The sequence below is a fragment of the Amycolatopsis sp. NPDC049159 genome (assembly GCF_040648295.1).
Lineage (GTDB): Bacteria > Actinomycetota > Actinomycetes > Mycobacteriales > Pseudonocardiaceae > Amycolatopsis > Amycolatopsis pretoriensis_A.
Map to the genome: position 1 here is coordinate 164,959 of NZ_JBEZDL010000022.1, position 23,104 is coordinate 188,062.

Below are 23,104 nucleotides of genomic sequence, written 5' to 3' on the forward strand. Positions count from 1 at the left end.
CGCCGCGCTGTGGTTCTTGCAGCGGCGGCAGCAGGACTCTTTCCTCGGCCAGGCTCGGTGCCCGCGACGGACGACTGGACCCGGGTGGGGGTCAGCCTCACCGTCCCGACCTTTGGCACTCGACGGCGTCGAGTGCCAATACCGTGTTTAGCACTCTCAGGGGGAGAGTGCAAGAAGACCTGCTCAGCGCCGCACGATCTCGCGAGCCACCGAAGCCGTGAACGACCCGTTCACGGCGTCCGGGCCGCGCTCAGTTGCTCGGCTTGATGCTGATCGACGTCGGGGGCGCGTTCAGCGAGGACGTCGGGTTGCTCTGCGAGTCCCCGCCCGGGCCGACCGGGATGTTCGGGGCCGTCGTCTGGCCGCCACCGCCGCCGTTGTCGTCGCCGCCGAACAGGAAGATCGCGCCCACCACCAGGCCGGCCACCACGACCAGCCCGAGGACGATGAAGATCCACTTCTTGCCGCCGCTGCTCTTCGGCTGGTGGAACGCGCCCGCGCCGCCCGCGGGCATCGGCGGGCGCAGGCGCATCGGGTCCTGGCCGTAGCCGGGCGGCGGGCCCTGCGGGGGCATGCCCGGCTGCTGCGGGTAGCCGTAACCCTGCGGGGGCATGCCCTGCGGCGGCATCCCCGGCGGGCCCTGCTGGGGGTAGCCGTACCCGGGCGGCGGGCCCTGCGGCGGCATGCCCGGCTGCTGCGGGCCCTGCGGCGGCATGCCCTGGGGCGGCCCCTGCGGCCCGGGCTGCTGGCCGTAGCCGGGCTGCTGCTGTCCTCCGTACGGGTGCACGGGGGCCCCCTCTCCCTGCGGTGCGCTGTTCTGGTGCGGCTCCTGTTGTACCTGACCAGCACGGTGCGGCGCGGGGATTCCGCCCGAATGGGACCCGGGCGGGCCCGGCGGGGTGTCGGAGGTGGCCAGCGGGCCGAGCGCGCGGCGGGCGGCCGCGACCATCTCGACGCAGCTCGGGTAGCGGTCGGCCGGGCTCTTCGCCATCCCCTTGCGGATGACCTCGTCGATCGACGGCGGCAGCGCGACGGCGCGCGAGATCGCGGGCGGTTCGCCGTTGAGGTGCCCCTTGATCACCGTCGGCACGTCGCCCTTGAACGGCGGGCTGCCGGTGAGGCACGCGTAGAGGACGCACGTCAGCGCGTACTGGTCGGTGCGCCCGTCCAGCGGCTCGCCGCGCAGGTGCTCCGGCGCCGCGTACGTCGGCGAGCCGAGGAAGTCGCCGCCGCGCGTGCGGTGGCCGGTCGCGCCGCGGCGCGTCAGGCCGAAGTCGGCGACGTACACGTGCTCGCGCGACGTCTCCTTCTTCGTCACGAGCACGTTCGCCGGCTTGACGTCCAGGTGGACCAGACCACGGTTGTGCAGGGTGTCGAGGGCGTCGGCGACCTGGTCGAGCATCGTCAGGGTGCGCGCGGGCGCGATCGGGCCGCCGGCGATCAGGCCGGCGAGGTCACCGCCGTCGACCATCCGCATGGCGATGTACAACATGCCTTCGAGCTCGCCGAAGTCGTACAGCGGCACGACATTGGCGTGGTCGATCGCGGAGGTGTTGCGCGCCTCGTCGACGAACCGCTCGCGGAACTCGGCGTCGGCCCCGAGGTGGTCACCGATGACCTTCAGCGCCACCTTGCGGCCGAGACGCACGTCCGTGGCCTTGTAGGTGACGCTCATGCCGCCCTTGCCGAGCACACCGTCGATGCGGTAGTTGCCCAGCCGGCGACCGGTGAGGTCCCCCGACACATCGCCTGTCACGCCCGCAGCCTAACGCCCCAGGTTCAGCGCTTCCCGGGGGTTCGCCGATCAGGTGAGCGAGTCGCTACGAAACCTTCCGCACGTCGGCTGCCTGGCTACGACCGTCGCGGCCCGACTGCACTTCGAACTCGACGCGATCGCCTTCGTCCAAAGTGCGGAATCCTTCGGACTGGATGGCCGAATAGTGGACGAAGACGTCCGGGCCCTCCGTCGATTCGATGAAGCCGTAGCCCTTTTCCGAGTTGAACCATTTGACGGTGCCGACAGCCACGGCGCCCTCCCTCAGCACAAAGGATCCGCTGGCCCGAGCGGGGGCCAGCGGCGGAAGTGCCAATCACGCTACCGGAATTATTCCCCTCGGCAATGGGCAATTCGTCCGAAGATCACGTGCCCGAAAGGCGTCTGTTCCGCGCGTGCACGAGCACGGTCCCCGGACCCGCGAAGTCGACGGCGAGCCCTTCGCCCGTGCGCAGCGACTGCGGACCGCCCGGGTCGAGCGCGCGCAACCGGCACTGGACGCTGTCCGGGTAGGCCAGCAGGTAGTCCGGCCGGACCGTGACCAGCTCGCCCTTGCCGAGTTCGAACGCGTCGACCGGGCCGGGCGCGGCGAGCACGAGCGGCCCGGTTCCGCTGTAGTGCTCGAGGAACCCCGAGTCGGCGCCGAAGAGCTGCTGCAACGGCGTCCAGTTCGGGTCGTGCCGGACCGTCGAGGGCCGCACCAGCACCGCGTCGCGGTGCACCGACCAGCCCGTGCCACCGCCGACTTCCAGCGGGTAGACGTCGCCGGGGCGCAACGGCGCGAAGTCGATCCAGCCGCCGTCGGACGGCGCGGTGTAGACCACCGTCGTCGCCTTGCTCGCGCGGACACCGCCCCGGCCCACCGGCGTCTCGGTGACCCCGAACCGGCTGGCGAGCAACGTTTCGGGCGACGCCTGCACGGCCTCGCCCGGGTCCAGCAGGACGCGGGCGACGCCGAAACCGGGCGTGTGCCGGGTCTGGACGCGCATCAGCGGGACGGGACGTGCGAGATGATCCAGCTGACCAGTGCGGACGGGTTGCGCGTCTGCGTCATGATCTGGCCGGGGCCGACGAAGTCGAACACCAGGCCTTCGCCGCTCTTCATGGACTGGATGATGCCCGTCGCGACCTTCCGGATCTGGTACTGCACGGTGTCGGCGTACGCGACGACGTGCCCGGTGTCGATGGTCACCATCTCGCCCTGCTGCAGCGTGATGGTCTCGACCGCGCCGTAGCAGGAGACGAGCAGCTGGCCCTGGCCGGTGGCGTGGGTCAGGAAGCCGCCCTCGCCGCCCATCAGGTTCTTCATCCCGCCCCACTTGGTCTCGGTCTGCACGCCGTGCGACGACGCGAGCCAGCAGCCGCGGGTGACGGCCCAGCCGGTGCGGCCGTCGAGGGGGACCACCTGGATGTCGCCGGGCAGGTTGGCCGCGACGTCGACCCAGCCGCCGTTCTGCGGCGCGGTGAAGGTGGAGATGAAGAAGGACTCGCCGCCGAGGAACGCGCGCCCCAGGCCCTTCATGATCCCGCCCTGCGCCTGCGACTGGACCTGCACGCCGTAGCTGGTGGCCATCATCGCGCCGGATTCCACCTGGCACGGCTCCCCGGGCGCCAGCATCAGCCGGGCGACGGCGAACGAAGGCTGTTGACGGACCTGAACCTGCATGCTTGCTCCCCATCGGCGTGCTCGTGACGGGGCAGAGTCTTGCACGACCCCCGAAGGCGGGGAGGATGGTCCGGTGATCTCCGTCGACGACTACCGCGACCGCGTCGCCGAGCTCCTCGGCACCGCCCCCGCGGCCACGCTGCCCCTCGCCGCCGCGGCCGGCCTCGTGCTGGCCGAGGACGTGCGGGCCGGCGTCTCCCTGCCGCCCTTCGACAACTCCGCCATGGACGGCTACGCGGTCCGCGCCGCCGACGTCGCCACGGCGCCGGTGACCCTGCCGGTGGCCGACGACATCCCGGCGGGCCGGGTCGACGTCGGAACCCTCGAACCGGGCACCGCGCACCGGATCATGACCGGCGCCCCGCTGCCGCCCGGCGCGGACGCCGTCGTGATGGTCGAGGACACCGACGGCGGCACGGAAACCGTGACGATCTCGGCGCCCGCCCGCGAGGGCGCGCACATCCGGCGGACCGGTGAAGACGTCGTCGCCGGCAGCGTCGCGCTGCACGCCGGGACCGTGCTCGGCCACTCGCAGCTCGGCCTCGCGGCCGCCGTCGGGCTGGCCGAACTCCGGGTGCACCGGCCGCTGCGCGTGCTGATCGCCTCGACCGGCACCGAGCTGATCGACGCACCCGCCCCGCTGCGCCACGGCCAGATCTACGAGTCCAACAGCGTGATGCTCGCCGCGGCGATCCGCGAACTCGGCTGCGAGGCCGACGTCGTCCGCAGCGTCGTCGACGACGTCGAGGAGTTCCGCAAGGTCATCGAGCCGAAGCTGGCCGACGCCGACCTGCTGGTGACGTCCGGCGGGGTCAGCGCGGGCGCCTACGAAGTGGTGAAGGACGCGCTGACCGGCCAGGGCGTCGAATTCGCGAAGATCGCGATGCAGCCGGGCGGGCCGCAGGGCTGCGGGCGCTGGCAGGGCGTGCCGGTGGTGACGCTGCCCGGCAACCCGGTCAGCGTGCTGGTGTCGTTCGAGGCGTTCCTGCGCCCGGCGCTGCTGACGGCCATGGGCCACACCGACGTTTCGCGGCGGCGCGTGCGGGCCCGGCTGACCGAGGAGATGTCCTCGCCCGCCGGCCGCCGCCAGTACCGCCGGGGCGTGTTCACGCCGTCCGACCGCGAGGTCACCGGCGTCGTCGGGCCGCGCGGCGGGCCGGGCTCGCACCTGCTGGCCGCGTTCACGCAGGCCAACTGCCTGATCGTGCTGCCGGAAGACGTCACGTCGGCAGCGGAAGGTCAAGAGGTGGACGTGCTGCTGCTCTGACCGGGAAGTCGCGCAGCTTCCCGTAGGGCGCCAGCAACGGCAACGCGACGATCGACATGGCCGCGGCGCACCAGAGCGTCTCGCGGATGCCGATCGTCTCGCCCAGCACGCCGCCGAGCACCCCGGCCAGCGGGATCGTCCCGTAGTTGACGATCGACGTGCTGGAGTTGACCCGGCTGAACAGCTCGGGCGGGGTGTACTGCTGGCGGAACGTCGTGGTCAGCACGTTCCCGGCGACGACCCCGGTGCAGACGCCGAACTCGGCGAGCACGAACAGCGCCAGGCCCCAGCCGGTGCCGCTCAACGGCCCGAACAGCAGCATCGGTGCCGCGACGACCTCGCACAGCAGCCACGCGCGCGCGGCGCCGAAGCGGGCGGCGAGCCGTCCGGCCAGTACCGCGCCGAGCACCCCACCGGAGGCGGCCACCGCCAGCACCAGCCCGACCAGGCCGGGTGCGGCGCCGAGCGTGCGGGACAGGTACACGATCTGGATGGCCTGGTAGCCGGTGAGGGCGAGGTTCGAGACGGCGCCGAAGGTCATCAGCGACCGCAGGTACCGGTCGTGGACGACGAACCGCAGCCCTTCGGCGATCTGGCGGCGCAGCGGCGTCCGGACGGGCGGGACGACGGTCTCGCGCACCTTGATCGCCCGCACGCACAGCACGGAGACACCGAAGCTGACCGCGTCCGCGAGGATCCCGCTGACCGGGCCGAACGCCTGCGCCAGCAGCCCGGCCACGCCCGGGCCGGCGACCTGCGTCGCGGATTCGCTGCCCTGCAGCTTGGCGTTGGCGCCGAGGAGCTCGCCGGGCCCGACCAGCGCCGGGAGGTAGGCCCGGTAGGCGAGGGTGAAGAAGACCTTCGCGATGCCGCCGAGCAGCGCGGCCGCGAGCAGGTACGGCATGGTCAGCGCGCCGAAGGCGGCCGCGAGCGGGACGCTGCCGAACACCGCCATCGACACCGTGTTGCAGAGCAGCATGACCGGGCGCTTCGGCAGCCGGTCGACCCAGGCACCGGCGGGCAGGCCCACCACGAGCCACGGCAGCCAGGCGACCGCGGTCAGGAGCGCGACCTGAAACGTGCTCGCCTGCAGCGTGACCACCGCGACCAGCGGCAACGCCGTGCTCGCGACCATGCTGCCGAGCATGCTGGTCGTTTCGCCGGTCCAGAGCAGCCGGAAGTCCCTGTTCCCCCAGAGCCCCTTCACGGCTTGCCCAGCGACGCCCGCGCGGCGAAGAAGACCGGACGGCGCTCGACGCCGTCGCCGGGTTCGGTGCGGTTCTCGAACTCGCCGATCAGCAGGAAGATCCGCTCGTTGAGCTCGTCGAGCTCCTCCTTCGACAGCCGCACCCAGGTGTCGATGCTGAACGGCGCCCCGCGCCACTGTTCGGGGTAGGACTCGCGGCTCGCGATCCACTCGCGGGCGACCGCGGTCTGGTGGTCGAGCACGAGGACCTCGGCGGCTTCGGCGACCGGGTCGCCGGGGAAGTCGGCCGCGGCCCACCGCAGCGTCTTCGCGCTGCGCTTCCACCACCGTTCCCGCTGGTCTCGGGCCAGTTCCGGGGCCACCTCGACGAGCTTCGCCGCGGCCAGGACCTTCATGTGGTGACTCACGTTGCCGACCGCCTGGCCGGTCTTCGCGGCCAGCATCGACGCGGTCGCCGGGCCGTCGAGGTGGAGCAGTTCCAGGAGCCGGCGGCGCAGCTGGTGCGACATGGCCGCCAGCACCTTCGAATCCCGGATTTCCCGGATGTCTTCGGTCATGACGCACAAGAGTAGTTGTACAAGAGCTCTTGTGCAATGACTCTTGTACATCCGCTCGCGTAAGCTCGCGCCATGGGTTTCGTCGCATGGGTCATCTTCGGCGCGATCGTCGGCTGGGCCGCGAACCTGGTCGTCGGCGGCCGGGAGCGGCGCCGGCAGGGTTGCCTGGTCAGCGTGCTCGTCGGGGTGGTCGGCGCGGCGCTCGGCGGGCTGGTCTACCGGCTCGCGACGGGCCAGTCGAAGACGTTCGACTTCGACTTCCCCAGCTTCGGCGTGGCCGTCCTCGGCGCCGTCGTCCTGCTGGCGATCCTGCGGCTCGTGAGCGGGCTCGGCCGTCGTCCGAGTGACCGTTGGTAACTTTTGCCGGACGAATCGTGATCGTCCGGCCCTCAGCCGCTAAACTGCTTCGTCACGCGCATTGCCCGGTGGCCGGGTGCATGCGCCGTCGGGGGGCGGATGCACCCGGCCCCCATTTCTCTTCGCTTCGATGACGACGTCGACGGCGTGCATGGGGTCCACCAAGGACGGCAGCGGCACTTCGTCGATCTCCGCGCGCCACGCGCCGAACAGCTCGGCGAGGCGGACGTCGGCCGGATCGCGGTGGTCGGTCATCATCCCCTCCTCACTGGGTCCACGGGGCCGCGCGGCAGCGCCCCGAACGGCATCAACTACCCAGAGTCATCGGTGAAATCGACCTTCCGTTACCGGGATGTGGTCGCTCCCACCCTTCGCGGTGACCCCCTCGCGGAGGAGCCACCGAGGGGGACTCGGACACGCTCACCTGGGGCAGCGGTAGCGTGGGGGCGCCCGTACGCGGCGGCCGGACCCCGGCGCCGACCCGATCTTCCGACACGAAACCAGGGGACCCGACCATGAGCGGCACCCGGCCGGAATCCGCCGGCAATCCCGTCGCCCACGCCCTCCAGCTGGCCCGCGAGACGCTGCCGCCGATGCACCCGGCCGGTCGCCCGTTCGTGGCGGGCGGCGCGGTCGCGACGCTGGTCGCCCGCCGGTTCTCCAAGCGCCTCGGCGTCCTCGGCGCGCTCACGACCGTGGCGATGGCCGCGTTCTTCCGCGAGCCGAAGCGGGTCCCGCCGCCGCGTGACGGCGTCGCGCTGGCCTCGGCCGACGGTCTCGTGTCGCTGATCGAGGAAGCCGTCCCGCCCGCCGAGCTGGGCCTGCCCGCCGAGCCGCGGATGCGCGTGTCGGTGTTCCTCTCGGTGTTCGACGTGCACGTCCAGCGCGTGCCGGCGAACGGCGTGATCGAGCGCGTCGCCTACCGGCCGGGCAAGTTCCTGTCCGCCGACCTGGACAAGGCGAGCGACGACAACGAACGGAACTCCGTGCTGATGCGCACCGAAGACGGCCACGAGCTCGTCGTCGTGCAGATCGCCGGGCTGGTCGCGCGCCGCATCCTCTGCGAGATCCGCGAGGGCGACAAGGTCGGCGCCGCCGCGACGTACGGCATCATCCGCTTCGGCTCGCGGGTCGACCTCTACCTCCCGCCGGGCTCGACCGTGCTGGTCAGCAAGGGCCAGCGCACGGTCGGCGGCGAGACCGTGATCGCCGAACTCCCTGCCGCGCCTGCGAAAGGCTGATCGATGGTCCGCGTGACCACCCCCGGTGTCCGGCTGCTGCCGAACGCCATCACGGTGCTGGCGCTGTGCGCGGGCCTCTCGGCCGTGCAGTTCGCGCTGACGAAGAACTACGCGATGGCGATCGCCTCGATCGGCATCGCCGCGGTGCTCGACAGCCTGGACGGCCGGATCGCCCGCCTCCTCGACGCGACGTCGAAGATGGGCGCGGAGCTGGACTCGCTGTCCGACGGCATCTCGTTCGGCGTGGCCCCGGCGCTGGTGATCTACGTCTGGCAGACCGGCGCGGACCGGATCGGCTGGGTGGCGTCGCTGATCTTCGCCGTCTGCATGATCCTGCGGCTGGCCCGGTTCAACACGCTGCTGGACGACACCGAGCAGCCGGCGTACGCGAGCGAGTTCTTCGTCGGCGTCCCGGCCCCGGCGGGCGGCCTGCTGGCGATGCTGCCGCTGGTGGCGTACCTGCAGTGGGGCGGGGGGTGGTGGTCTTCGCAGTACGTCGTGTGGGCGTGGACGATCGCCATCGCGGCCCTGCTGATCAGCCGCATCCCGACGCTGTCGCTGAAGACGGTCAAGGCCCCGGCCAAGGCGATCGCCCCCCTGCTGCTCGGGGTGGCGCTGCTGGCCGCGGCGATCATCCAGTTCCCGCTGGTCGCGCTGCTCGTGGCGATGATCCTGTACCTGGCGCACATCCCGTACTCGGTCTACCGGCACCGCTGGCTGGCGGCGCACCCGGAGGCGTGGACGGTCCCGCCGCGCGAGCGCCGCGCGATCCGCCGCGCCCGCTCCCCACGCCGGCTGGGGCTGCGTCCCCCGCTGCGCCGCCGGGTCGCGGGAGCGGCGATGCGCGCGGTCCGGCTCCCCCGCACGGGCGAGACGGTCCGCGTACCGCGCAGCACGTCGGAGAACGGCAACGGCCAGCGGCGTCGGTCCTGGCGCCAGATCGGCCTGCGCCGCAAGTAGCGTGGCCTTCACGGCGTCGGCCGCAGCCCGCCGATCAGCAGGTCGAGCGACCGGTAGCTGCGGGCCGCGGCTTCCTCGGCCAACCCCGCGTCGAGCACCGCGCCGAGCAGCGCGTCGATCACCCGCAACGCCCCGGCCGAGCGGCGGTTCGCGGCCTGCGCCGCCAAGGCCCGCACCACCACGGCGGTGCCGGGTGAAGCTCGCGTGGAGCCCCGCGGCGAGCGCCCGCAGCCGGGTGTCCCAAGGCTGCGAAGGGTCCGGGATGGGCACCTCTTCGAAGACCCGCGCGGTGAGCCCGTCCAGCAGGTCGCCCTTGTTCTCGACGTGGTTGTAGAGCGACATCGCCTCGACGCCGGCCGCGGGCAGCATGGCCGCGCGGTTCCGCTGGCTGCTCGTCCGGGATCCGGCGGCGAAAGCTGAGATCGCCGCGTACAACCACGAGACGGCCGAAGCGGCCTGGGCGGAGTACGACCACCTCGTCGAGGAAGGGGCCCTGAAGACCGCCGACTTCGGCTCCGCCCAGGCCGCCGTCTGGAGCTTCCGGCTCGCCCTGCGCGCTCGCGGTCTCGGCAGCTCCAGCTGCGGCTACCACCTGCAAGACCACGAATCCGACGTCGCCGCGCTGCTCGGCATCCCCGACGACGTCACGCAGATCAGCCTGCTCGCCGTCGCGTACACGACCCAGCGCGACTTCCGGCCCGCCGCTCGCCCGGCCGTGCGGGACATCACCTACTTCGACGCCTGGGAGCGCACCGGCTCGCTAGGGTGAACGGCGTGAGCCACCCCCAGATCACGCTGACCGTCCGGCACACCCCGTCCGCGCTGGACACCCGCCGCGGCGTCGTGCGGTTGCACCCCGAAGTCCTCGATGCGCTGGGCCTGCGGGCCTGGGACGCCGTGCACCTCACCGGGGCGCGGGTCAGTGCCGCGCTCGCCGCGCCCGCCGACGCGGCCGGGGTGCCCGGGGTGCTGCTCACCGATGACGTCACCATGTCGAACCTCGGGGTCACCGAGGGCTCGGAGGTCGTCGTCGCGCCGGCCGAGGTCGCCGCGGCGCGGACCGTGACCGTGGCCGGGTCGCGGCTCGCCAGCGTCTCGGTCAGCCCGCACATGCTGCGGCTCGCGCTCATCGGCAAGGTGCTCACCGTCGGCGACGCCGTTTCGCTGCTGCCGCAGGACCTCGCGCCGACGCCGGGGTCCGACCCCGCCGGGCTGCGCGGCCAGCTGTCGCGGGCGATCGGCGCGACCTGGACCAACGAGCTGCTCACCGTCACCGCGACCGAGCCGGCCGGCACCGTCGCGGTCGGACCGTCCACAGTGGTCGTCTGGCGCGACGGCGCGCGGCCGGCCGCCGAGCCCGCCGCGCCCCGGACGGCGACCGCGCTGGTGCGCACCTCCGCCGTCACCGCGGCCGAGGAGTGGATCGACGCCGAGATCGTCGAAGACGAGATCAGCGTCGAGGAGGTCGTCGAGCCGGCCGTCCCGCTCGCGGACCTGATCGGCGCCGAAGCCGCCGCGCGCAAGCTCGGCGAGTGGTTCGACCTGGCCTTCCACCGGCCCGAGCTGCTCGCGCGGCTCGGCGCGCCCGCCCACCTCGGCGTCCTGCTGTCCGGGCCCGAAGGCGTCGGCAAGGCGACGCTCGTGCGGTCGGTCGCGAGCGAGGCGGACATCCGCGTGGTGCCGCTGGCCGCGCCGAACCTCGCCGTGCTGGACCCCAACGTCGCCGTCGCGCGCCTGCGCGAGGCGGTCCGCTCCGCCGACGGACCCGCGGTGCTGCTGCTCACCGACGTCGACGCGCTGCTGCCCGCCGCTTCCCCGCCGCCGGTCGCCACGGTCGTGCTCGAAGAGCTGCGGACGGCGCTGCGGCGCGGGCGGTTCGCCGTCGTCGCGACCACCGCCCGCGCGGAGTCCGCCGACCCGCGGCTGCGCGCCGCCGACCTGCTCGACCGCGAGCTCGGCCTGGCCCTGCCGGACGCGAAGACCCGGCGCGAGCTGCTGAACGTGCTGCTGCGCGACGTCCCGCTCGACACCGGCATCGACTGCGGCGTCCTCGCCGAGCGGACGCCGGGGTTCGTCGCCGCGGACCTGATCGCCCTGCGCCGGGACGCGGCGCTGCGGGCCGCGCTGCGCCAGCGCGACACCGACGAGCCGCGGATCTCGCAGCAGGACCTGCTGGACGCGCTGGCCACCGTCCGCCCGGTGTCGATGTCCACTTCGGACAACCTGGCCACCGGCGGGCTGACGCTGGACGACGTCGGGAACATGGTCGACGTCAAGCAGTCCCTCACCGAAGCCGTGCTGTGGCCGCTGCGGTACCCGGACTCGTTCGCGCGCCTCGGCGTCGAACCGCCGCGTGGCGTGCTGCTCTACGGGCCGCCCGGCGGCGGCAAGACGTTCCTCGTGCGGGCGCTCGCGGGCACCGGCGCGCTGAACGTCTTCGCGGTCAAGGGCGCCGAGCTGATGGACAAGTGGGTCGGCGAGTCCGAACGCGCGGTGCGGGAGCTGTTCCGCCGGGCCGCCGAGGCCGCGCCGTCGCTGATCTTCCTGGACGAGATCGACGCGCTGGCCCCGCGCCGCGGCCAGTCGTCGGACTCCGGCGTCGCCGACCGCGTGGTCGCGGCCCTGCTCACCGAGCTCGACGGCGTCGAGCCGATGCGCGAGGTCGTCGTGCTGGGCGCGACGAACCGGCCCGAGCTGGTCGACCCGGCGCTGCTGCGGCCGGGCCGGCTGGAGCGCCGCGTCTACGTCCCGCCGCCGGACAGCGAATCCCGCGCCGCGATCCTCGCCGCCAGCTCGAAGAACACGCCGCTGGCCTCCGATGTGGACCTCGCCGAGGTGGCGTCCACTCTGGACGGTTACTCGGCGGCCGACTGCGCCGCGCTGATCCGCGAAGCGGCCCTGACCGCGATGCGCGAGTCGCTGGAGGCCCGCGAAGTGACGGCGGCGCACCTGGACGCGGCCCGCAGGACGGTCCGGCCCAGCCTCGACCCGGCCCAGCTCGCGGCGCTCGAGGCCTACGCGAAAACCCAGGTCGCGGACTGACCGCTCACTTTGCGCCACAAAGCGGCACTTTCGTCATGAAAGTGCCGCTTTGCGTGGCAAAGTGAGCGGGTCAGCTGCCCTTGTGGCCCGACTCGTAGTTGTTCGTCACGATGACGATCACGCCCGGCGTCGCATCCTGTATCCCGGCGAAGCGGGGCTCGGCCTTGAAGCCGAACTCCTGGGCGAGCTGCTTGGCCGCCGCTTCCTCGTCGGTGCCCGGGCGGAAGTACGCCGTGGTCGCCGGGATGACGCCCTGCGAATAGTTGCTGACCTCGGTGACGTTCCAGCCCGCGCCGGCGAAGTCGTCCTTCGCGCGGGCGGCGAGGCCCTTGATCGTCGAGTTGTTGAACACCCGGACGGTGACCCACTTGTTGGACGCCTGCTGGTCACCACCCGGTTGCCCCGGCTGGCCCTGCCCCGGCTGGCCCTGCGTGGGCTGGCCGCCGGGCGGGGTGGTCGGCGGCGCCGGGGACGTGGGGTTCGCCGACGTCGACGGCGGGGTGGCCGTCGACGACGTGGCCGGCGGCGCCGACGTCCCGCCCGAGGTACCCGGCGGGTTCGCCGACGACGTGCCGCTCGGCCCGGCTTCGTTGGAACCGTCACCACTCAACGCGGAGATCCCGCCGACGACGGCGGCCACGATGGCCACGCCGATCAACGCGACGCCCGCGGCCTTCATCGGCCGGGACATACCCGAAAACACACTCATTTCAGCTCGATCCCCAGTCGCCGGGCGCCTCGCTTGCGCTGCCGGGCGGCGCGCGTCTTGCGCAGCCGCTTCACCAGCATCGGGTCCGCCTCGATCGCCTCCGGCTTCTCCAGCAGCTTGTTGAGCAGCTGGTAGTAGCGCGTGGCGGACAAATCGAAGCGTTCGCGGATGGCGTTCTCCTTCGCCCCGGCGTGTCGCCACCACTGACGTTCGAAGGCGAGGATCTCGACCTCGCGTTCGGTCAGGCCGGGCACGGGCTTCGGCGGCGACGGCTGCGGCTCAGCCATCGACTCCGCGGCGTCCATCCGAGTCCCTCTCAATCGGGCGTATGGCGAATCAGACCTAGCTCTTCCGCGGGCGCCATTCAACCACGGAAGCGGCCGCCGACGTGGGCATCGACCCCGGCGCGTCACGGTCTGATGCAGGTCTACCAGAGGGGTCCGACTAAACTGCGTCGTCGTGACCATCCACCCCATCGTTATCGCCGGCGAACCCGTGCTGCACCAGCCGACTCGGGAGATCACCGAGTTCGACGGCAAGCTGAGCACGCTCGTCGACGACATGTTCGAGACGATGTACGCCGCCGAAGGCGTCGGTCTCGCGGCCAACCAGATCGGCCTCGACCTGCGGGTGTTCGTCTACGACTGCCCGGACGACGAGGGCGTGCGGCACAAGGGCGTCGTCGTCAACCCGAAGCTCGAAACGTCGGAGATCCCGGAGACCATGCCGGACCCGGACGACGACTGGGAGGGCTGCCTCTCGGCGCCCGGCGAGTCGTACCCGACGGGCCGCGCGAAGTGGGCGAAGGTGACCGGCTCCGACATCGAGGGCAACCCGATCGAGGTCGAGGGCACCGGCTACTTCGCGCGCTGCCTGCAGCACGAGACCGACCACCTCGACGGCTACATCTACCTCGACCGCCTGGTCGGGCGGCACGCCCGCGCGGCGAAGAAGATGCTCAAGCACAACAAGTGGGGCGTCCCGGGCAACAAGTGGCTGCCCCCGAAGACCCCCGAGGACGACGGCGCCGTCATCTGAGACCGCGAAGGGCCCCTCGGTTCCGAGGGGCCCTTCGCCGGTTCAGCAGCCGAGGAAGTGGCAGCGGACCACCCGCGGCGTCTCCAGCACCGAGCCCGCCTTGACGTCCTGGGCGAGCCGGACGTACTGGGCGTGCGTCCAGGCCAGCGGGGTCGCCGACGCGTTGGGCGTGCCGACCGGGAACCCGGTCTGTCCCGACGGCGGGTTCTCGTCCCACACCTGCTCCGGCATGGTCTCCGCCGAGCTGCTCACCCGGCCGAGGTCACGCAGCCGCCGCGCGGCCGACGCCGGGTCGCCGAGCGTCAGCTCGTACTCGCCGCGCTCGCCGGCGAGCAGCGGCCACAGCCGCCCGAACGTGGTGCGGCTCCCGGCCGGGAACGTGTAGTCCCACGGCGAACCGTCGGCCTGCTCGCCGTAGCCGTCCTTCGTGTACCGGTGCCAGAACTGCCCGGTGGGCGTCGTGAACGCGATGTCCTTGTCCGTGACGCGAATGCTGTTCTCGATCACCGGGTCGTCGGCCCGGTAGACGCCGAGCCGGACGAGGTCGAGGAAGCCCGCGTCGGTGACCGCGCGCTGGTCCATCGTGACGCTCGAGTTGCCGAGGTTGTACGTCGTCCCCGCGTTGGCGTCGGCGTCCTTGGTCAGCCGGACGAAGTACGGGTCCTTCGACAGCGGCCCGTTCGTGGTGATCGTCTGCTTCGGCAGGTCGGCCTTGAACTTGTCGGCCGCGGCGAGGTAGCGGGCGGCGTCGGCCGGAGCTCCGTTGTGCGAAGCCAGATCCGCGGCGCAGACCAGCCCGGCGATCACCGACGCGATGGTCGACGGGGACCAGCCGTCCTGCTCCTCCCAGCGCTCCTGCTGGGTGTACGGCGCCGGCTGCCCGTTCGGGCCGACGTAGCCGATGATGAAGTCGGCGGCCTTCCGGACGCCGGGCCACAGGTCGTTGCGGCCGAGCTGCTGGGCCAGCACGATCGGGAAAGCGGTTTCGTCGAGCTGGATCGACGTCCAGTACGGCACGCCGTCGACCCGGCTGTTCTGCGGCATGTGCCCGTCGGCCTGCTGCTGCGTGCCGAACATGTAGCTCACCGCGCGGTTCGCGGCACCCCGGTCGCCGCCGGCGGCCAGCCCGGTCGCGATCTGGTAGAGGTCACGCGGCCAGACCAGGTGGTAGGTCCCGGACGGCGACCACTCCGGGTCGTTGTTCCCGAACCGCCAGGGCATGCTCGGCGACGCGATGAAGGCGCCCGGGTGGTGCTTGTCCTCGCTCGCGGCCAGCGTCAGCATCGACGCCTTGTAGAGGTCGCGCTCGGCGTCGGTCTTCAGCGACGACGGCGGCTTGCTCACCCCGCGCAGGTACTGCTCCCAGCCGCGGTCGTACGCGCGCGTGATGTCGCGGACACCGCGGCGCTGCGACGCCTGCGCGCTGCCGAGCGCGTCCGGCGCCTTCGCGCCCATGCCGAGCGCGAGGGTGACGTGCCGGTTCCGGAGGCCGTCGGCGCTCGTCTGCCCGGTCAGCACGACGTTGCCCTTCGCGGCGGTGTCGTAGCTCTTCAGCTTGAAGGTCTTCGTGAGCTGCGTGGTGCCGTCGGAGTTGCCCGCGTAGCCGACGCTGGTCTTCGTGAACGCGGGCTTCGCGGTGAGCGCGGCGGCGTTCGCGGCGTCCTGCGCGGTGAGCACGTCGCCCTTGCGCGCGGCCGAGTCGTCGGAGCCGTCGTTGGTGAGGTCCGGGTCGGCGATCGCGTAAAGCTGGTACGGCCGCCCGGTGAGCGACTGGAAGTCCACGTCCACCAGCACGGTCGTGGCGGCCGGGTCGGTGACGTAGGTCTTGCGGAGGCGCCAGCGGTGCTGGTCGTCGGTGATGGTCTGCTCGTAGGTCAGGCTGTCGTCGTCGGTCCGCCGGACCTGCTGCGACTTCGCCGCGTGGTCGAGGTCGGCGAAGCTGCGGCCGTCGGTGACGACGAAGTTCAGCGAGCGGACGCTGGGCGTCGACAGGTCCGGGTAGTAGACCTCGGACAGCTGCCCGCCCTGGAGGGTGAACCAGACGTTGCTCGAGCGGTCGTGAGCGGTGCCGAAGCCGGTCTTGTTCGCGGGCAGCCAGCTGGGATGGGCGCCCGGGGCGCCGGGAGCATCCCCCTGGGCCGCCGCGATCCCCGGGATCAGCCCGGTGACCAGCAGCCCGGCGAGGGCGCCGAACATGAGTTTGCGCATATCAACCCCACAGAAGATCGCTTCTGCACCGTTACAGAAGCGCTTGGGGAGTCTGCCCGCCGGATCTTCACCGGCGCGTGGTCCGATCCGGTGAACCACTGACCGTCACTGGTCCGGTCGGCGGTTCACGACCAGCGAACGGACTTCACGGCCTCGAAAGCGCACACTTGTTGTAGGTGCAACGGTGTAATCGAGGTGGAGACGTGGACGACGCGATGGACGCCTACTCTCGCGCGGTGAGCACGGTCGCCGAGACCGTGACCCCGCACGTCGCCGGGGTGCAGCTCGAGCGCGGGAGCGGGTCCGCGGTCGTCTTCGCCGAGGACGGCCACCTGCTCACCAACGCCCACGTCGTCAGCGACCACCGGCGCGGGGTCGCCACCTTCGCCGACGGCAGCGAGGTGCCCTTCGACGTCGTGGGCGCCGATCCGCTGTCCGATCTCGCTGTCCTGCGGGCGCGCGGGGAAACGCCGCCGGCCGCCACGCTCGGGGACGCCGACCGGCTGGTCGTCGGGCAGCTCGTCGTCGCCGTCGGGAACCCGCTCGGGTTCGCCGGGACGGTCACCGCCGGGGTGGTCAGCGCGCTCGGCCGGGCGCTGCCGGTGCGGCAGGGGCGCACCACCCGCGTGATCGAAGACGTCATCCAGACCGACGCGGCGCTCAACCCCGGCAACTCCGGCGGCGCGCTCGCCGATTCGGCCGGCCGGGTCGTCGGCGTCAACACCGCCGTCGCCGGCGTCGGGCTCGGGCTCGCGGTGCCGATCAACGCGACGACGCGGCGGATCATCGACACGCTCGTCGTCGAAGGCCGGGTGCGGCGCGCGTACCTCGGCATCGTCGGCGTGCCCGCGCCGCTGCCGGACGACGTCGCCGGGCGCACCGGGCAGAGCGCCGGGCTGCGGGTGCGCGAAGTCGTCTCCGGCGGCCCCGCGGACCAGGCCGGCCTCAAGGCGGGCGACCTCGTGCTGACCGTCGGGCGCACCCGGGTGTCGGACGCCCAGGGCATCCAGCGCCGGCTCTTCGCGGAAGTGATCGGCACCGCACTGCCGATCACCGTGCTGCGCAACGGAGCCATGGTCGACGTCTACGCCACTCCGGCCGAGTTGGCCGGGTGACTTGAGTATCGCGCCCCGGCGTGGCATGGTCGGTGGCACAACACCAACGCGGGAGCTCGCGCCATGGCGGGCTGAGAGGGTGACTTGCGTTTCGCAGGCGTCACCGACCGCATGAACCTGACCGGGTAATGCCGGCGTAGGGAGTGAAAGTCGTTGACGACGCTGGAAAACAAAGACGTCTCCGTCACCACGGGTCCGATCACCGGCTCGCACAAAGTCTTCCACCAGACGGAATCCGGACTGCGCGTTCCCGCGCGCCGGATCGACCTCTCGAACGGCGAACACTTCGACGTCTACGACACTTCCGGCCCGTACACGGACCCGGAAGCCTCGATCGACGTCCACAGTGGACTGCACCGGCTGCGTGCCGGCTGGGCCGACGGGCGTGAGCACAACACCCAGCTCGGCTGGGCCAAGCAGGGCGTGATCACCCGCGAGATGGAGTACATCGCCGCGCGAGAACGGGTTTCCCCCGAGTTCGTGCGCGCCGAGGTCGCGAGCGGCCGCGCGGTGATCCCGGCCAACCGGAAGCACCCCGAGTCCGAGCCGATGATCATCGGCAAGAACTTCCTGGTGAAGATCAACGCCAACATGGGCAACTCGGCCGTCTGGTCGTCGGTCGAGGAAGAGGTCGACAAGATGGTGTGGGCGACCCGCTGGGGCGCCGACACGATCATGGACCTCTCCACCGGCAAGCGGATCCACGAGACGCGGGAGTGGATCATCCGCAACTCGCCGGTCCCGGTCGGCACCGTGCCGATCTACCAGGCGCTCGAAAAGGTCAACGGGGAGCCCGAAAAGCTGTCGTGGGAGGTGTACCGCGACACGATCGTCGAGCAGTGCGAACAGGGCGTCGACTACGTCACCGTGCACGCCGGCGTGCTGCTGCGCTACATCCCGCTGACCGCGCGGCGCGTCACCGGCATCGTCAGCCGCGGCGGCTCGATCATGGCCGCGTGGTGCCTCGCGCACCACCAGGAGTCCTTTTTGTACACGCACTTCGAGGAGCTCTGCGAACTCCTGCGCCAGTACGACGTCACGTTCTCCCTGGGCGACGGCCTGCGCCCGGGCTCGATCGCCGACGCCAACGACCGCGCGCAGTTCGCCGAGCTGGAAACCCTCGGCGAGCTGACGCACATCGCGCGCTCGCACGACGTCCAGGTGATGATCGAAGGCCCCGGCCACGTGCCGATGCACAAGATCAAGGAGAACGTGGAGCTCGAAGAGAAGCTCTGCGGCGAGGCGCCGTTCTACACCCTCGGTCCACTCGCGACGGACATCGCGCCGGGGTACGACCACATCACCTCGGCCATCGGCGCGGCCCAGATCGGCTGGTACGGCACGGCGATGCTGTGCTACGTCACGCCGAAGGAGCACCTCGGCCTGCCGAACCGCGACGACGTCAAGACCGGCGTGATCACGTACAAGATCGCCGCGCACGCCGCGGACCTCGCCAAGGGGCACCCGTACGCGCAGGAGTGGGACGACGAGCTGTCGAAGGCGCGCTTCGAGTTCCGCTGGCACGACCAGTTCAACCTCTCGCTCGACCCCGACACCGCACGCTCGTTCCACGACGAGACGCTGCCCGCCGAGCCGGCCAAGACCGCGCACTTCTGTTCGATGTGCGGCCCGAAGTTCTGCTCGATGCGGATCACGCAGGACGTCCGCAAGTACGCCGAAGAGCACGGCCTGTCCACTGTGGAGGCCATCGAGGCCGGCATGGCGGAGAAGTCGGCGGAGTTCGGCGAGCAGGGCAACAAGGTCTACCTGCCCGTGGTGCAGCAGTGACACCGCCCACCGCCCTCACCATCGCCGGATCGGACTCCGGCGGTGGTGCGGGCATCCAGGCCGACCTGCGGACGTTCTTCGCCAACGGCGTCCACGGGCTCGTGGCGCTGACCGCGGTCACCGTGCAGAACTCGCTGGGCGTGCAGGGTTTCACCGAGATCCCGGCCGACGTGGTGACGGCGCAGATCAAGGCGGTGGCGTCCGACATGGGCGTCGACGCGGCGAAGACGGGCATGCTCGCCACCGCGGAGATCATCCGCTCGGTGGCGAAGACCCTGGACGAACTCGGGATGGACTTCCCCCTGGTCGTCGACCCGGTGGCGGCGTCGATGACGGGACACGCCCTCCTGCGCGAAGACGCGCTGGAGGCGATCCGCACCGAGTTGTTCCCCCGCGCCACGCTGATCACGCCGAACCTGGACGAAGTCCGCCTCCTGACCGGGGTTTCGGTCGTCGACGCGGCCACCCAGCGCGCGGCGGCGGAGGCGTTGCTGGAGTTCGGTTCCCGCTGGGTCCTGGTCAAGGGCGGCCACATGCAGGGCACGGAGGACTGCGTGGACCTGCTGTCGGACGGCCGCGAGTTCCGGGAACTGAGCGGCCCGAGGTACCTCACGGAGAACACCCACGGCGGCGGCGACACCCTGGCGTCGGCGATCACGGCGTCCCTGGCGAAGGGCTCCTCGGTCCCGGACGCGGTGGCGGAGGGGAAGAAGTTCATCGAACGCTGCGTGGCGGAGTCCTACCCGCTGGGCGCGGGCGTGGGCCCGGTGTCGCCGTTCTGGGTGCTGGGCCGCTGAAGCCGCTTCTTCGCGGTGACGGCGCCCGGCGGCACCGGCCGGTACTCCACGCTGATCACCTCGATCCGGTCCCCGGGGATGATGACCCGGCGGTAGGAGTCCGGCAGCGGCCGGAGCGGGCTGTCGGCGTCCGGCTTGGCGGCCAGGGGTTTGGTGAGCAGCAGCTCGCGATCACCCATCGGCAGATCGGCCGTGAAGTTCTCGACCTGCCCGGTGTACACCAGCCCGCCGGCCAGCCGGACCCGGGCGAACACCGCGTGCCCGGCCGGCACGCCGTGCCGGAAGGCCTTGCCCCAGAGGCTGATGACGCGGATCGTCTCCCCGTGGCGCCGGGCCAGCCACTTGTGCAGCCCGAACGCCAGCGCGTGGGAGGTCGCGGCCGCCACGACGAGCGTCAGCACCACCGCGCCGTAGTGGTCCGCCAGGTAGGCGTTCCCGCCGAGGATCAGGGCCCGGGGGTCGAAGAACAGCCGGGGGAAGAGCCACTGCGCCGCCTGCAGGAGCACGACGGTGACCAGGGTGAACCCCAAGCTGCCCAGCGCGACCCGGCCGATCTCGCGGAACGCCGATTCGGCCACCGCCACCCGGCGGCGCGCGCCCAGCAGGTCGAAGAACAAGCCGGGCGCGACGACGAGCAGGAACAGCACGGCTGCGAGCCACGTGCCGGGGATCATCCGGGGTAGTCGGCCGGATGCCGGTCACCGTCGCCGTCGCCCGGGACACCTTCGTCCACCGCGCCGTCCGTCGGAGGCTCGCTGCTCATGATCAGCTGGGGTGGCTCGTCCATCGCCCGCGCGACCTCGTCCACGCGCCACCGGGAGAACCAATCGGTCACGTCCGGCCACCTTTCACGACGGGGTTCGCCACCTCGGCCTCCCTGGAGTCGCGGCACCGGCGACGGCCGTTACCGAGCGGCTTCCGGCTCGTCAGCGGACCGGCTGCAGCTCCCGGCCGTCGTACTCCTCGCGGGACGACCGGATCCGATCGAAGTTCGCCTGGGACCACGTGCTCAGCGCCACCAGGTGCGCCCCCACCTCCGCGCCCATCTCCGTCAGCGCGTACTCGACCGTCGGCGGCGTGGTCGGGTACACCGTGCGGGTCAGGAAGCCGTCGCGCTCCAGCTGCCGGAGGTTCTGGGTCAGCATCTTCTGGCTGATGCCGTCCACGGCCCGGCGCAGCTCGCCGAAGCGGTGCGGGCCGCGGGACAGCGCGCCCAGCACCAGGGCCGTCCACTTGTTGGCCAGCAGGTCCAGCACGTCCCGGCAGGGACAGCTCCGGAGGTAGACGTCCCAGGGTCCGTCCTGGTCACAGGTGGTTTCCATCAGGTACCTACTTTACGGATAAGTGCCTTCTAGCGAAAAGTGCCTACCCGTCCGAGTATAGGAGGCGACCTCGAACTGAAGGAGTGGAGCAATGCGCATCGTGACCCAGGAGACCCTCGGCGGGCCGGAGGTGCTCCGCGTCACCGAAGCACCGCGCCCGGAACCCGGGCCGACGGAGGTCCTGGTGCGGGTGCGGGCCGCCGGGATCAACCCCGTCGACTGGAAGGTGCGGGCCGGCGGCGGGTTCCTCGGCGAGCCGCCGTTCACCGTCGGGTGGGACGTCGCCGGCGTCGTCGAAGCGGCCGGTTTCGGCGCCACCGGCGTCCGGGAAGGCGACGAAGTCCTCGGCATGCCGTGGTTCCCGCGCCCGGGCAACGCGTACGCGGAGTACGTCACCGCGCCGTCGCGGCACTTCGTGCGCAAGCCCGCCGGGCTGTCGTTCGCCGAGGCCGCCGCGCTGCCGCTGGCCGGGCTGACCGCCTGGCAGGGCCTGGTCGACGTCGCGGACGTCCGGAAAGGACAGCGGGTGTTCGTCGACGCCGCCGCCGGCGGGGTCGGGCACCTCGCCGTGCAGATCGCCAAGGCGCGCGGGGCGCACGTCATCGGCACGGCCAGCGCCGGCAAGCACGACCTGCTGCGCGAACTCGGCGTCGACGAACCGATCGACTACCACGACGAGAACGCCACGGCGTCCGATGTGGACGTCTACTTCGGACTCGTCGGCGAAGACAGCGACCTGCGCTGGCTCCCCGCGATCAAGGCGGGCGGCCTGCTGATCGGCGTCCCCAGCGGCGTCGCGGACCGCGTCGAAAAGGCCGCCGCCGCACGGGAAGTCCGCACGAGCCGGATCCTCGTCGAGCCGGACCGCGGCGGGCTGACCGGCCTCGTCGAACTCATCGAGGCCGGTCAGCTGAAGGTCCGCGTCGAACAGACCTTCCCGCTGGAAGACGTCGCCAAGGCGCACGAGCTCGGCGAATCCGGGCGGGTGTCCGGGAAGCTCGTGCTGACCCTCTAACCCCGGGCGACCACCTGCGGCAGCACCGTCGTGAGCCCGGTCCAGTCCGCGGTGACGACCGACGCGTGCTGCTTCGCCAGGTCGGCCACGCGCTGGTTGGCCTGCTCGACCGTCGGGTTGTGGGCGTCGATGGCCGGCGCGACGTTCTGCGCGTCGGTCATCACGACGTAGTAGTGGTTCGCGTCGTACCACCACGGCCCGGTCTGCGTGACCCACGCGTTCGCGTCGCCGTCGAACACCACGAACCACGGCTTGAGGTCGGCGGTGTACTTGTCCCGCGGGTCACCGCCGGCCGCGCCGTGCACGGTCGGGAAGATGTTCGCGTCGCCGAGCTTGCCGGCGTTCTTGAGCCCGACCAGGTACCGCGCGTACTCGACGTCGGTCTTCAGCGTGTCGGTCGGGTTCCCCTCTTCGACCGTGCCCGGGATGATCTCGGTGATCACCCGGCCCCGCAACGCGTCCACCGACGGCCAGTTGTCCGCCTTGGCCGCGTCGTCGAGCGTGGCGTAACCGCCCAGCAGCTCGGCCGGGCGGAAGGCGACGCTGCCGAGGTGCGAGCGGAACGTCGCGTCCAGCTCGTCCGGGCCCATGCCGGTGTTGTCCGAGAAGCCGGTCTTCATTTCGAGCTTGAGCGTGAGCGGCGCATGCCCGGGGTGGGCCGCGAGCCAGATCCGGATGTCGTCGAGGCAGTACTCGAGGTTCTTGTTCTTGCCGCCGCTGTAGAGCTGCGACGCCGAGGTGGCCGCGACGCAGTTGTTGTTGTTCCCCAGCGGGTTCGAGTGGCTGACCTTCCACTCGTGGGTGAAGAAGTCCGGCCAGACGTCGAGCTCGATCAGCGACGAGCCGGCGTCGAGCGCCTGGGCGAGGTAGCCGTAGGCCGCCGGGTCGTAGGTGTTGTGCACGCCGACGGTCGTGACGTGGGAAAGCTTCGGGCTGTCCGCGTGGGCCGCGGTCGCTCCGGAGAGCACGAGCGCAGCCGTGAGGAGTACCACCGAGGAGAGCTTCATCCAGGCTCCTTCGCCCCGTGAACTGGTGAGTAGC

The 23,104-nt window shown here is 71.6% G+C and carries 26 protein-coding genes and 1 riboswitch; of the genes, 11 read left to right on the top strand and 15 right to left on the bottom strand.

The features are described from left to right. Positions 1 to 250: 250 nt before the first annotated feature. The 4 genes from AB0B33_RS35695 to AB0B33_RS35710 form a co-directional block, all read right to left on the bottom strand. The gene (locus AB0B33_RS35695) at positions 251 to 1,756 is read right to left on the bottom strand and encodes a serine/threonine-protein kinase (protein ID WP_360780107.1); all 1,506 of its coding nucleotides are present in this window, start codon (positions 1,754 to 1,756) and stop codon (positions 251 to 253) included. 64 nt (positions 1,757 to 1,820) lie between these two features. Further along, complete coding sequence (locus AB0B33_RS35700; protein WP_003085446.1) at positions 1,821 to 2,027, bottom strand: cold-shock protein; 207 nt, start codon at positions 2,025 to 2,027, stop codon at positions 1,821 to 1,823. Positions 2,028 to 2,139: 112 nt separating this feature from the next. Continuing rightward, positions 2,140 to 2,763 carry an AIM24 family protein gene (locus AB0B33_RS35705; RefSeq protein ID WP_247017821.1) on the bottom strand — a complete coding sequence of 208 codons (624 nt, stop codon included), beginning with the start codon at positions 2,761 to 2,763 and terminating at the stop codon, positions 2,140 to 2,142. Then, the gene (locus AB0B33_RS35710; protein ID WP_160700589.1) at positions 2,763 to 3,440 is read right to left on the bottom strand and encodes a TIGR00266 family protein; all 678 of its coding nucleotides are present in this window, start codon (positions 3,438 to 3,440) and stop codon (positions 2,763 to 2,765) included. Before AB0B33_RS35710 ends, AB0B33_RS35705 begins: the two co-directional genes overlap by 1 nt. A gap of 73 nt (positions 3,441 to 3,513) precedes the next feature. Here AB0B33_RS35710 and glp point away from each other — a divergent pair, with 73 nt between their 5' ends. After that, entirely contained in the window at positions 3,514 to 4,707 is a 1,194-nt protein-coding gene (gene glp / locus AB0B33_RS35715; protein WP_247017819.1) for a gephyrin-like molybdotransferase Glp, read from the top strand. Here the strand turns inward: glp and AB0B33_RS35720 are convergent. Both AB0B33_RS35720 and AB0B33_RS35725 read right to left on the bottom strand, forming a co-directional pair. After that, complete coding sequence (locus AB0B33_RS35720; RefSeq protein ID WP_360780112.1) at positions 4,661 to 5,914, bottom strand: MFS transporter; 1,254 nt, start codon at positions 5,912 to 5,914, stop codon at positions 4,661 to 4,663. The genes glp and AB0B33_RS35720 overlap by 47 nt on opposite strands. Beyond that, the gene (locus AB0B33_RS35725) at positions 5,911 to 6,471 is read right to left on the bottom strand and encodes a helix-turn-helix domain-containing protein (RefSeq protein ID WP_247017817.1); all 561 of its coding nucleotides are present in this window, start codon (positions 6,469 to 6,471) and stop codon (positions 5,911 to 5,913) included. Before AB0B33_RS35725 ends, AB0B33_RS35720 begins: the two co-directional genes overlap by 4 nt. Before the next feature lie 72 nt (positions 6,472 to 6,543). Here AB0B33_RS35725 and AB0B33_RS35730 point away from each other — a divergent pair, with 72 nt between their 5' ends. Continuing rightward, a complete protein-coding gene (locus tag AB0B33_RS35730; protein ID WP_360780115.1) occupies positions 6,544 to 6,828 on the top strand; it encodes a GlsB/YeaQ/YmgE family stress response membrane protein in 285 nt (94 codons plus the stop codon). A gap of 39 nt (positions 6,829 to 6,867) precedes the next feature. On the opposite strand, the gene AB0B33_RS35735 is transcribed toward AB0B33_RS35730, so the two are convergent. Continuing rightward, a complete protein-coding gene (locus AB0B33_RS35735; RefSeq protein ID WP_360780118.1) occupies positions 6,868 to 7,083 on the bottom strand; it encodes a hypothetical protein in 216 nt (71 codons plus the stop codon). Between the two features lie 260 nt (positions 7,084 to 7,343). Here AB0B33_RS35735 and AB0B33_RS35740 point away from each other — a divergent pair, with 260 nt between their 5' ends. Beyond that, a complete protein-coding gene (locus AB0B33_RS35740) occupies positions 7,344 to 8,069 on the top strand; it encodes a phosphatidylserine decarboxylase (RefSeq protein WP_360780121.1) in 726 nt (241 codons plus the stop codon). Positions 8,070 to 8,072: 3 nt separating this feature from the next. Continuing rightward, the gene (gene pssA, locus AB0B33_RS35745) at positions 8,073 to 9,029 is read left to right on the top strand and encodes a CDP-diacylglycerol--serine O-phosphatidyltransferase (protein ID WP_360780124.1); all 957 of its coding nucleotides are present in this window, start codon (positions 8,073 to 8,075) and stop codon (positions 9,027 to 9,029) included. Positions 9,030 to 9,037: 8 nt separating this feature from the next. Here pssA and AB0B33_RS35750 read toward each other — a convergent pair whose 3' ends face one another. Continuing rightward, entirely contained in the window at positions 9,038 to 9,196 is a 159-nt protein-coding gene (locus AB0B33_RS35750) for a hypothetical protein (protein WP_360780127.1), read from the bottom strand. A 200-nt stretch (positions 9,197 to 9,396) separates the two neighbouring features. Between AB0B33_RS35750 and AB0B33_RS35755 the strand changes: the two genes are divergently transcribed. Together AB0B33_RS35755 and AB0B33_RS35760 are read left to right on the top strand one after the other, a co-directional pair. After that, entirely contained in the window at positions 9,397 to 9,798 is a 402-nt protein-coding gene (locus AB0B33_RS35755; protein ID WP_360780129.1) for a nitroreductase family protein, read from the top strand. A 5-nt stretch (positions 9,799 to 9,803) separates the two neighbouring features. Next, positions 9,804 to 12,071 carry an AAA family ATPase gene (locus AB0B33_RS35760; RefSeq protein WP_360780131.1) on the top strand — a complete coding sequence of 756 codons (2,268 nt, stop codon included), beginning with the start codon at positions 9,804 to 9,806 and terminating at the stop codon, positions 12,069 to 12,071. 70 nt (positions 12,072 to 12,141) lie between these two features. On the opposite strand, the gene AB0B33_RS35765 is transcribed toward AB0B33_RS35760, so the two are convergent. Together AB0B33_RS35765 and AB0B33_RS35770 are read right to left on the bottom strand one after the other, a co-directional pair. Beyond that, positions 12,142 to 12,780, bottom strand: coding sequence for a LytR C-terminal domain-containing protein (locus AB0B33_RS35765; RefSeq protein WP_360780135.1), 639 nt, complete (start codon positions 12,778 to 12,780; stop codon positions 12,142 to 12,144). Further along, positions 12,777 to 13,085: a DUF3263 domain-containing protein gene (locus AB0B33_RS35770; RefSeq protein WP_003101701.1), complete on the bottom strand. Its 309-nt coding sequence runs from the start codon at positions 13,083 to 13,085 to the stop codon at positions 12,777 to 12,779. Before AB0B33_RS35770 ends, AB0B33_RS35765 begins: the two co-directional genes overlap by 4 nt. 154 nt (positions 13,086 to 13,239) lie before the next feature. Between AB0B33_RS35770 and AB0B33_RS35775 the strand changes: the two genes are divergently transcribed. Then, complete coding sequence (locus AB0B33_RS35775; RefSeq protein WP_247017800.1) at positions 13,240 to 13,818, top strand: peptide deformylase; 579 nt, start codon at positions 13,240 to 13,242, stop codon at positions 13,816 to 13,818. A gap of 42 nt (positions 13,819 to 13,860) precedes the next feature. Here the strand turns inward: AB0B33_RS35775 and AB0B33_RS35780 are convergent, their stop codons facing one another. Next, complete coding sequence (locus AB0B33_RS35780; protein WP_360780139.1) at positions 13,861 to 16,026, bottom strand: glycoside hydrolase family 15 protein; 2,166 nt, start codon at positions 16,024 to 16,026, stop codon at positions 13,861 to 13,863. A gap of 203 nt (positions 16,027 to 16,229) precedes the next feature. Here AB0B33_RS35780 and AB0B33_RS35785 point away from each other — a divergent pair, with 203 nt between their 5' ends. From AB0B33_RS35785 to thiD, 3 genes are all read left to right on the top strand, one after another. Next, complete coding sequence (locus AB0B33_RS35785; protein WP_360780142.1) at positions 16,230 to 17,141, top strand: trypsin-like peptidase domain-containing protein; 912 nt, start codon at positions 16,230 to 16,232, stop codon at positions 17,139 to 17,141. Between the two features lie 38 nt (positions 17,142 to 17,179). Further along, positions 17,180 to 17,301, top strand: a riboswitch (TPP riboswitch). After that, positions 17,295 to 18,929: a phosphomethylpyrimidine synthase ThiC gene (thiC, locus tag AB0B33_RS35790; protein ID WP_281506218.1), complete on the top strand. Its 1,635-nt coding sequence runs from the start codon at positions 17,295 to 17,297 to the stop codon at positions 18,927 to 18,929. (Overlaps the previous riboswitch by 7 nt.) Next, positions 18,926 to 19,726 carry a bifunctional hydroxymethylpyrimidine kinase/phosphomethylpyrimidine kinase gene (gene thiD, locus AB0B33_RS35795; RefSeq protein WP_360780145.1) on the top strand — a complete coding sequence of 267 codons (801 nt, stop codon included), beginning with the start codon at positions 18,926 to 18,928 and terminating at the stop codon, positions 19,724 to 19,726. The genes thiC and thiD overlap by 4 nt, the downstream gene beginning before the upstream one ends. Here the strand turns inward: thiD and AB0B33_RS35800 are convergent. The 3 genes from AB0B33_RS35800 to AB0B33_RS35810 all read right to left on the bottom strand — a co-directional run bounded on the left by AB0B33_RS35800 (position 19,669) and on the right by AB0B33_RS35810 (position 21,048). After that, positions 19,669 to 20,400, bottom strand: a complete 732-nt coding sequence (locus tag AB0B33_RS35800; RefSeq protein WP_360780148.1) for a DUF6338 family protein — start codon at positions 20,398 to 20,400, stop codon at positions 19,669 to 19,671. The genes thiD and AB0B33_RS35800 overlap by 58 nt on opposite strands. Beyond that, entirely contained in the window at positions 20,397 to 20,561 is a 165-nt protein-coding gene (locus AB0B33_RS35805) for a hypothetical protein (RefSeq protein ID WP_360780151.1), read from the bottom strand. Before AB0B33_RS35805 ends, AB0B33_RS35800 begins: the two co-directional genes overlap by 4 nt. A 91-nt stretch (positions 20,562 to 20,652) precedes the next feature. Further along, a complete protein-coding gene (locus AB0B33_RS35810; protein WP_360780153.1) occupies positions 20,653 to 21,048 on the bottom strand; it encodes a helix-turn-helix domain-containing protein in 396 nt (131 codons plus the stop codon). 91 nt (positions 21,049 to 21,139) lie between these two features. On the opposite strand from AB0B33_RS35810, the gene AB0B33_RS35815 reads away from it, so the two are divergent. Next, on the top strand, positions 21,140 to 22,063 hold the full coding sequence (locus AB0B33_RS35815; RefSeq protein WP_247017788.1) for an NADP-dependent oxidoreductase: 924 nt from the start codon (positions 21,140 to 21,142) through the stop codon (positions 22,061 to 22,063). Here the strand turns inward: AB0B33_RS35815 and AB0B33_RS35820 are convergent. Next, complete coding sequence (locus tag AB0B33_RS35820; RefSeq protein WP_360780156.1) at positions 22,060 to 23,070, bottom strand: phosphatidylinositol-specific phospholipase C domain-containing protein; 1,011 nt, start codon at positions 23,068 to 23,070, stop codon at positions 22,060 to 22,062. The genes AB0B33_RS35815 and AB0B33_RS35820 overlap by 4 nt on opposite strands. Between the last annotated feature and the right edge of the window lie 34 nt (positions 23,071 to 23,104).

What these genes read in the sequence shown, in the direction of transcription:
- AB0B33_RS35800 (WP_360780148.1), bottom strand. Translation starts at nt 20,400, where the DNA reads ATGATCCCCGGCACGTGGCTCGCAGCCGTGCTGTTCCTGCTCGTCGTC.
- AB0B33_RS35725 (WP_247017817.1), bottom strand. Translation starts at nt 6,471, where the DNA reads ATGACCGAAGACATCCGGGAAATCCGGGATTCGAAGGTGCTGGCGGCC.
- AB0B33_RS35755 (WP_360780129.1), top strand. Translation starts at nt 9,397, where the DNA reads ATGGCCGCGCGGTTCCGCTGGCTGCTCGTCCGGGATCCGGCGGCGAAA.
- AB0B33_RS35810 (WP_360780153.1), bottom strand. Translation starts at nt 21,048, where the DNA reads ATGGAAACCACCTGTGACCAGGACGGACCCTGGGACGTCTACCTCCGG.
- AB0B33_RS35780 (WP_360780139.1), bottom strand. Translation starts at nt 16,026, where the DNA reads ATGCGCAAACTCATGTTCGGCGCCCTCGCCGGGCTGCTGGTCACCGGG.
- AB0B33_RS35815 (WP_247017788.1), top strand. Translation starts at nt 21,140, where the DNA reads ATGCGCATCGTGACCCAGGAGACCCTCGGCGGGCCGGAGGTGCTCCGC.
- pssA (WP_360780124.1), top strand. Translation starts at nt 8,073, where the DNA reads ATGGTCCGCGTGACCACCCCCGGTGTCCGGCTGCTGCCGAACGCCATC.
- AB0B33_RS35735 (WP_360780118.1), bottom strand. Translation starts at nt 7,083, where the DNA reads ATGACCGACCACCGCGATCCGGCCGACGTCCGCCTCGCCGAGCTGTTC.
- AB0B33_RS35740 (WP_360780121.1), top strand. Translation starts at nt 7,344, where the DNA reads ATGAGCGGCACCCGGCCGGAATCCGCCGGCAATCCCGTCGCCCACGCC.
- AB0B33_RS35730 (WP_360780115.1), top strand. Translation starts at nt 6,544, where the DNA reads ATGGGTTTCGTCGCATGGGTCATCTTCGGCGCGATCGTCGGCTGGGCC.
- AB0B33_RS35820 (WP_360780156.1), bottom strand. Translation starts at nt 23,070, where the DNA reads ATGAAGCTCTCCTCGGTGGTACTCCTCACGGCTGCGCTCGTGCTCTCC.
- AB0B33_RS35765 (WP_360780135.1), bottom strand. Translation starts at nt 12,780, where the DNA reads ATGAGTGTGTTTTCGGGTATGTCCCGGCCGATGAAGGCCGCGGGCGTC.
- AB0B33_RS35710 (WP_160700589.1), bottom strand. Translation starts at nt 3,440, where the DNA reads ATGCAGGTTCAGGTCCGTCAACAGCCTTCGTTCGCCGTCGCCCGGCTG.
- AB0B33_RS35705 (WP_247017821.1), bottom strand. Translation starts at nt 2,763, where the DNA reads ATGCGCGTCCAGACCCGGCACACGCCCGGTTTCGGCGTCGCCCGCGTC.
- AB0B33_RS35770 (WP_003101701.1), bottom strand. Translation starts at nt 13,085, where the DNA reads ATGGACGCCGCGGAGTCGATGGCTGAGCCGCAGCCGTCGCCGCCGAAG.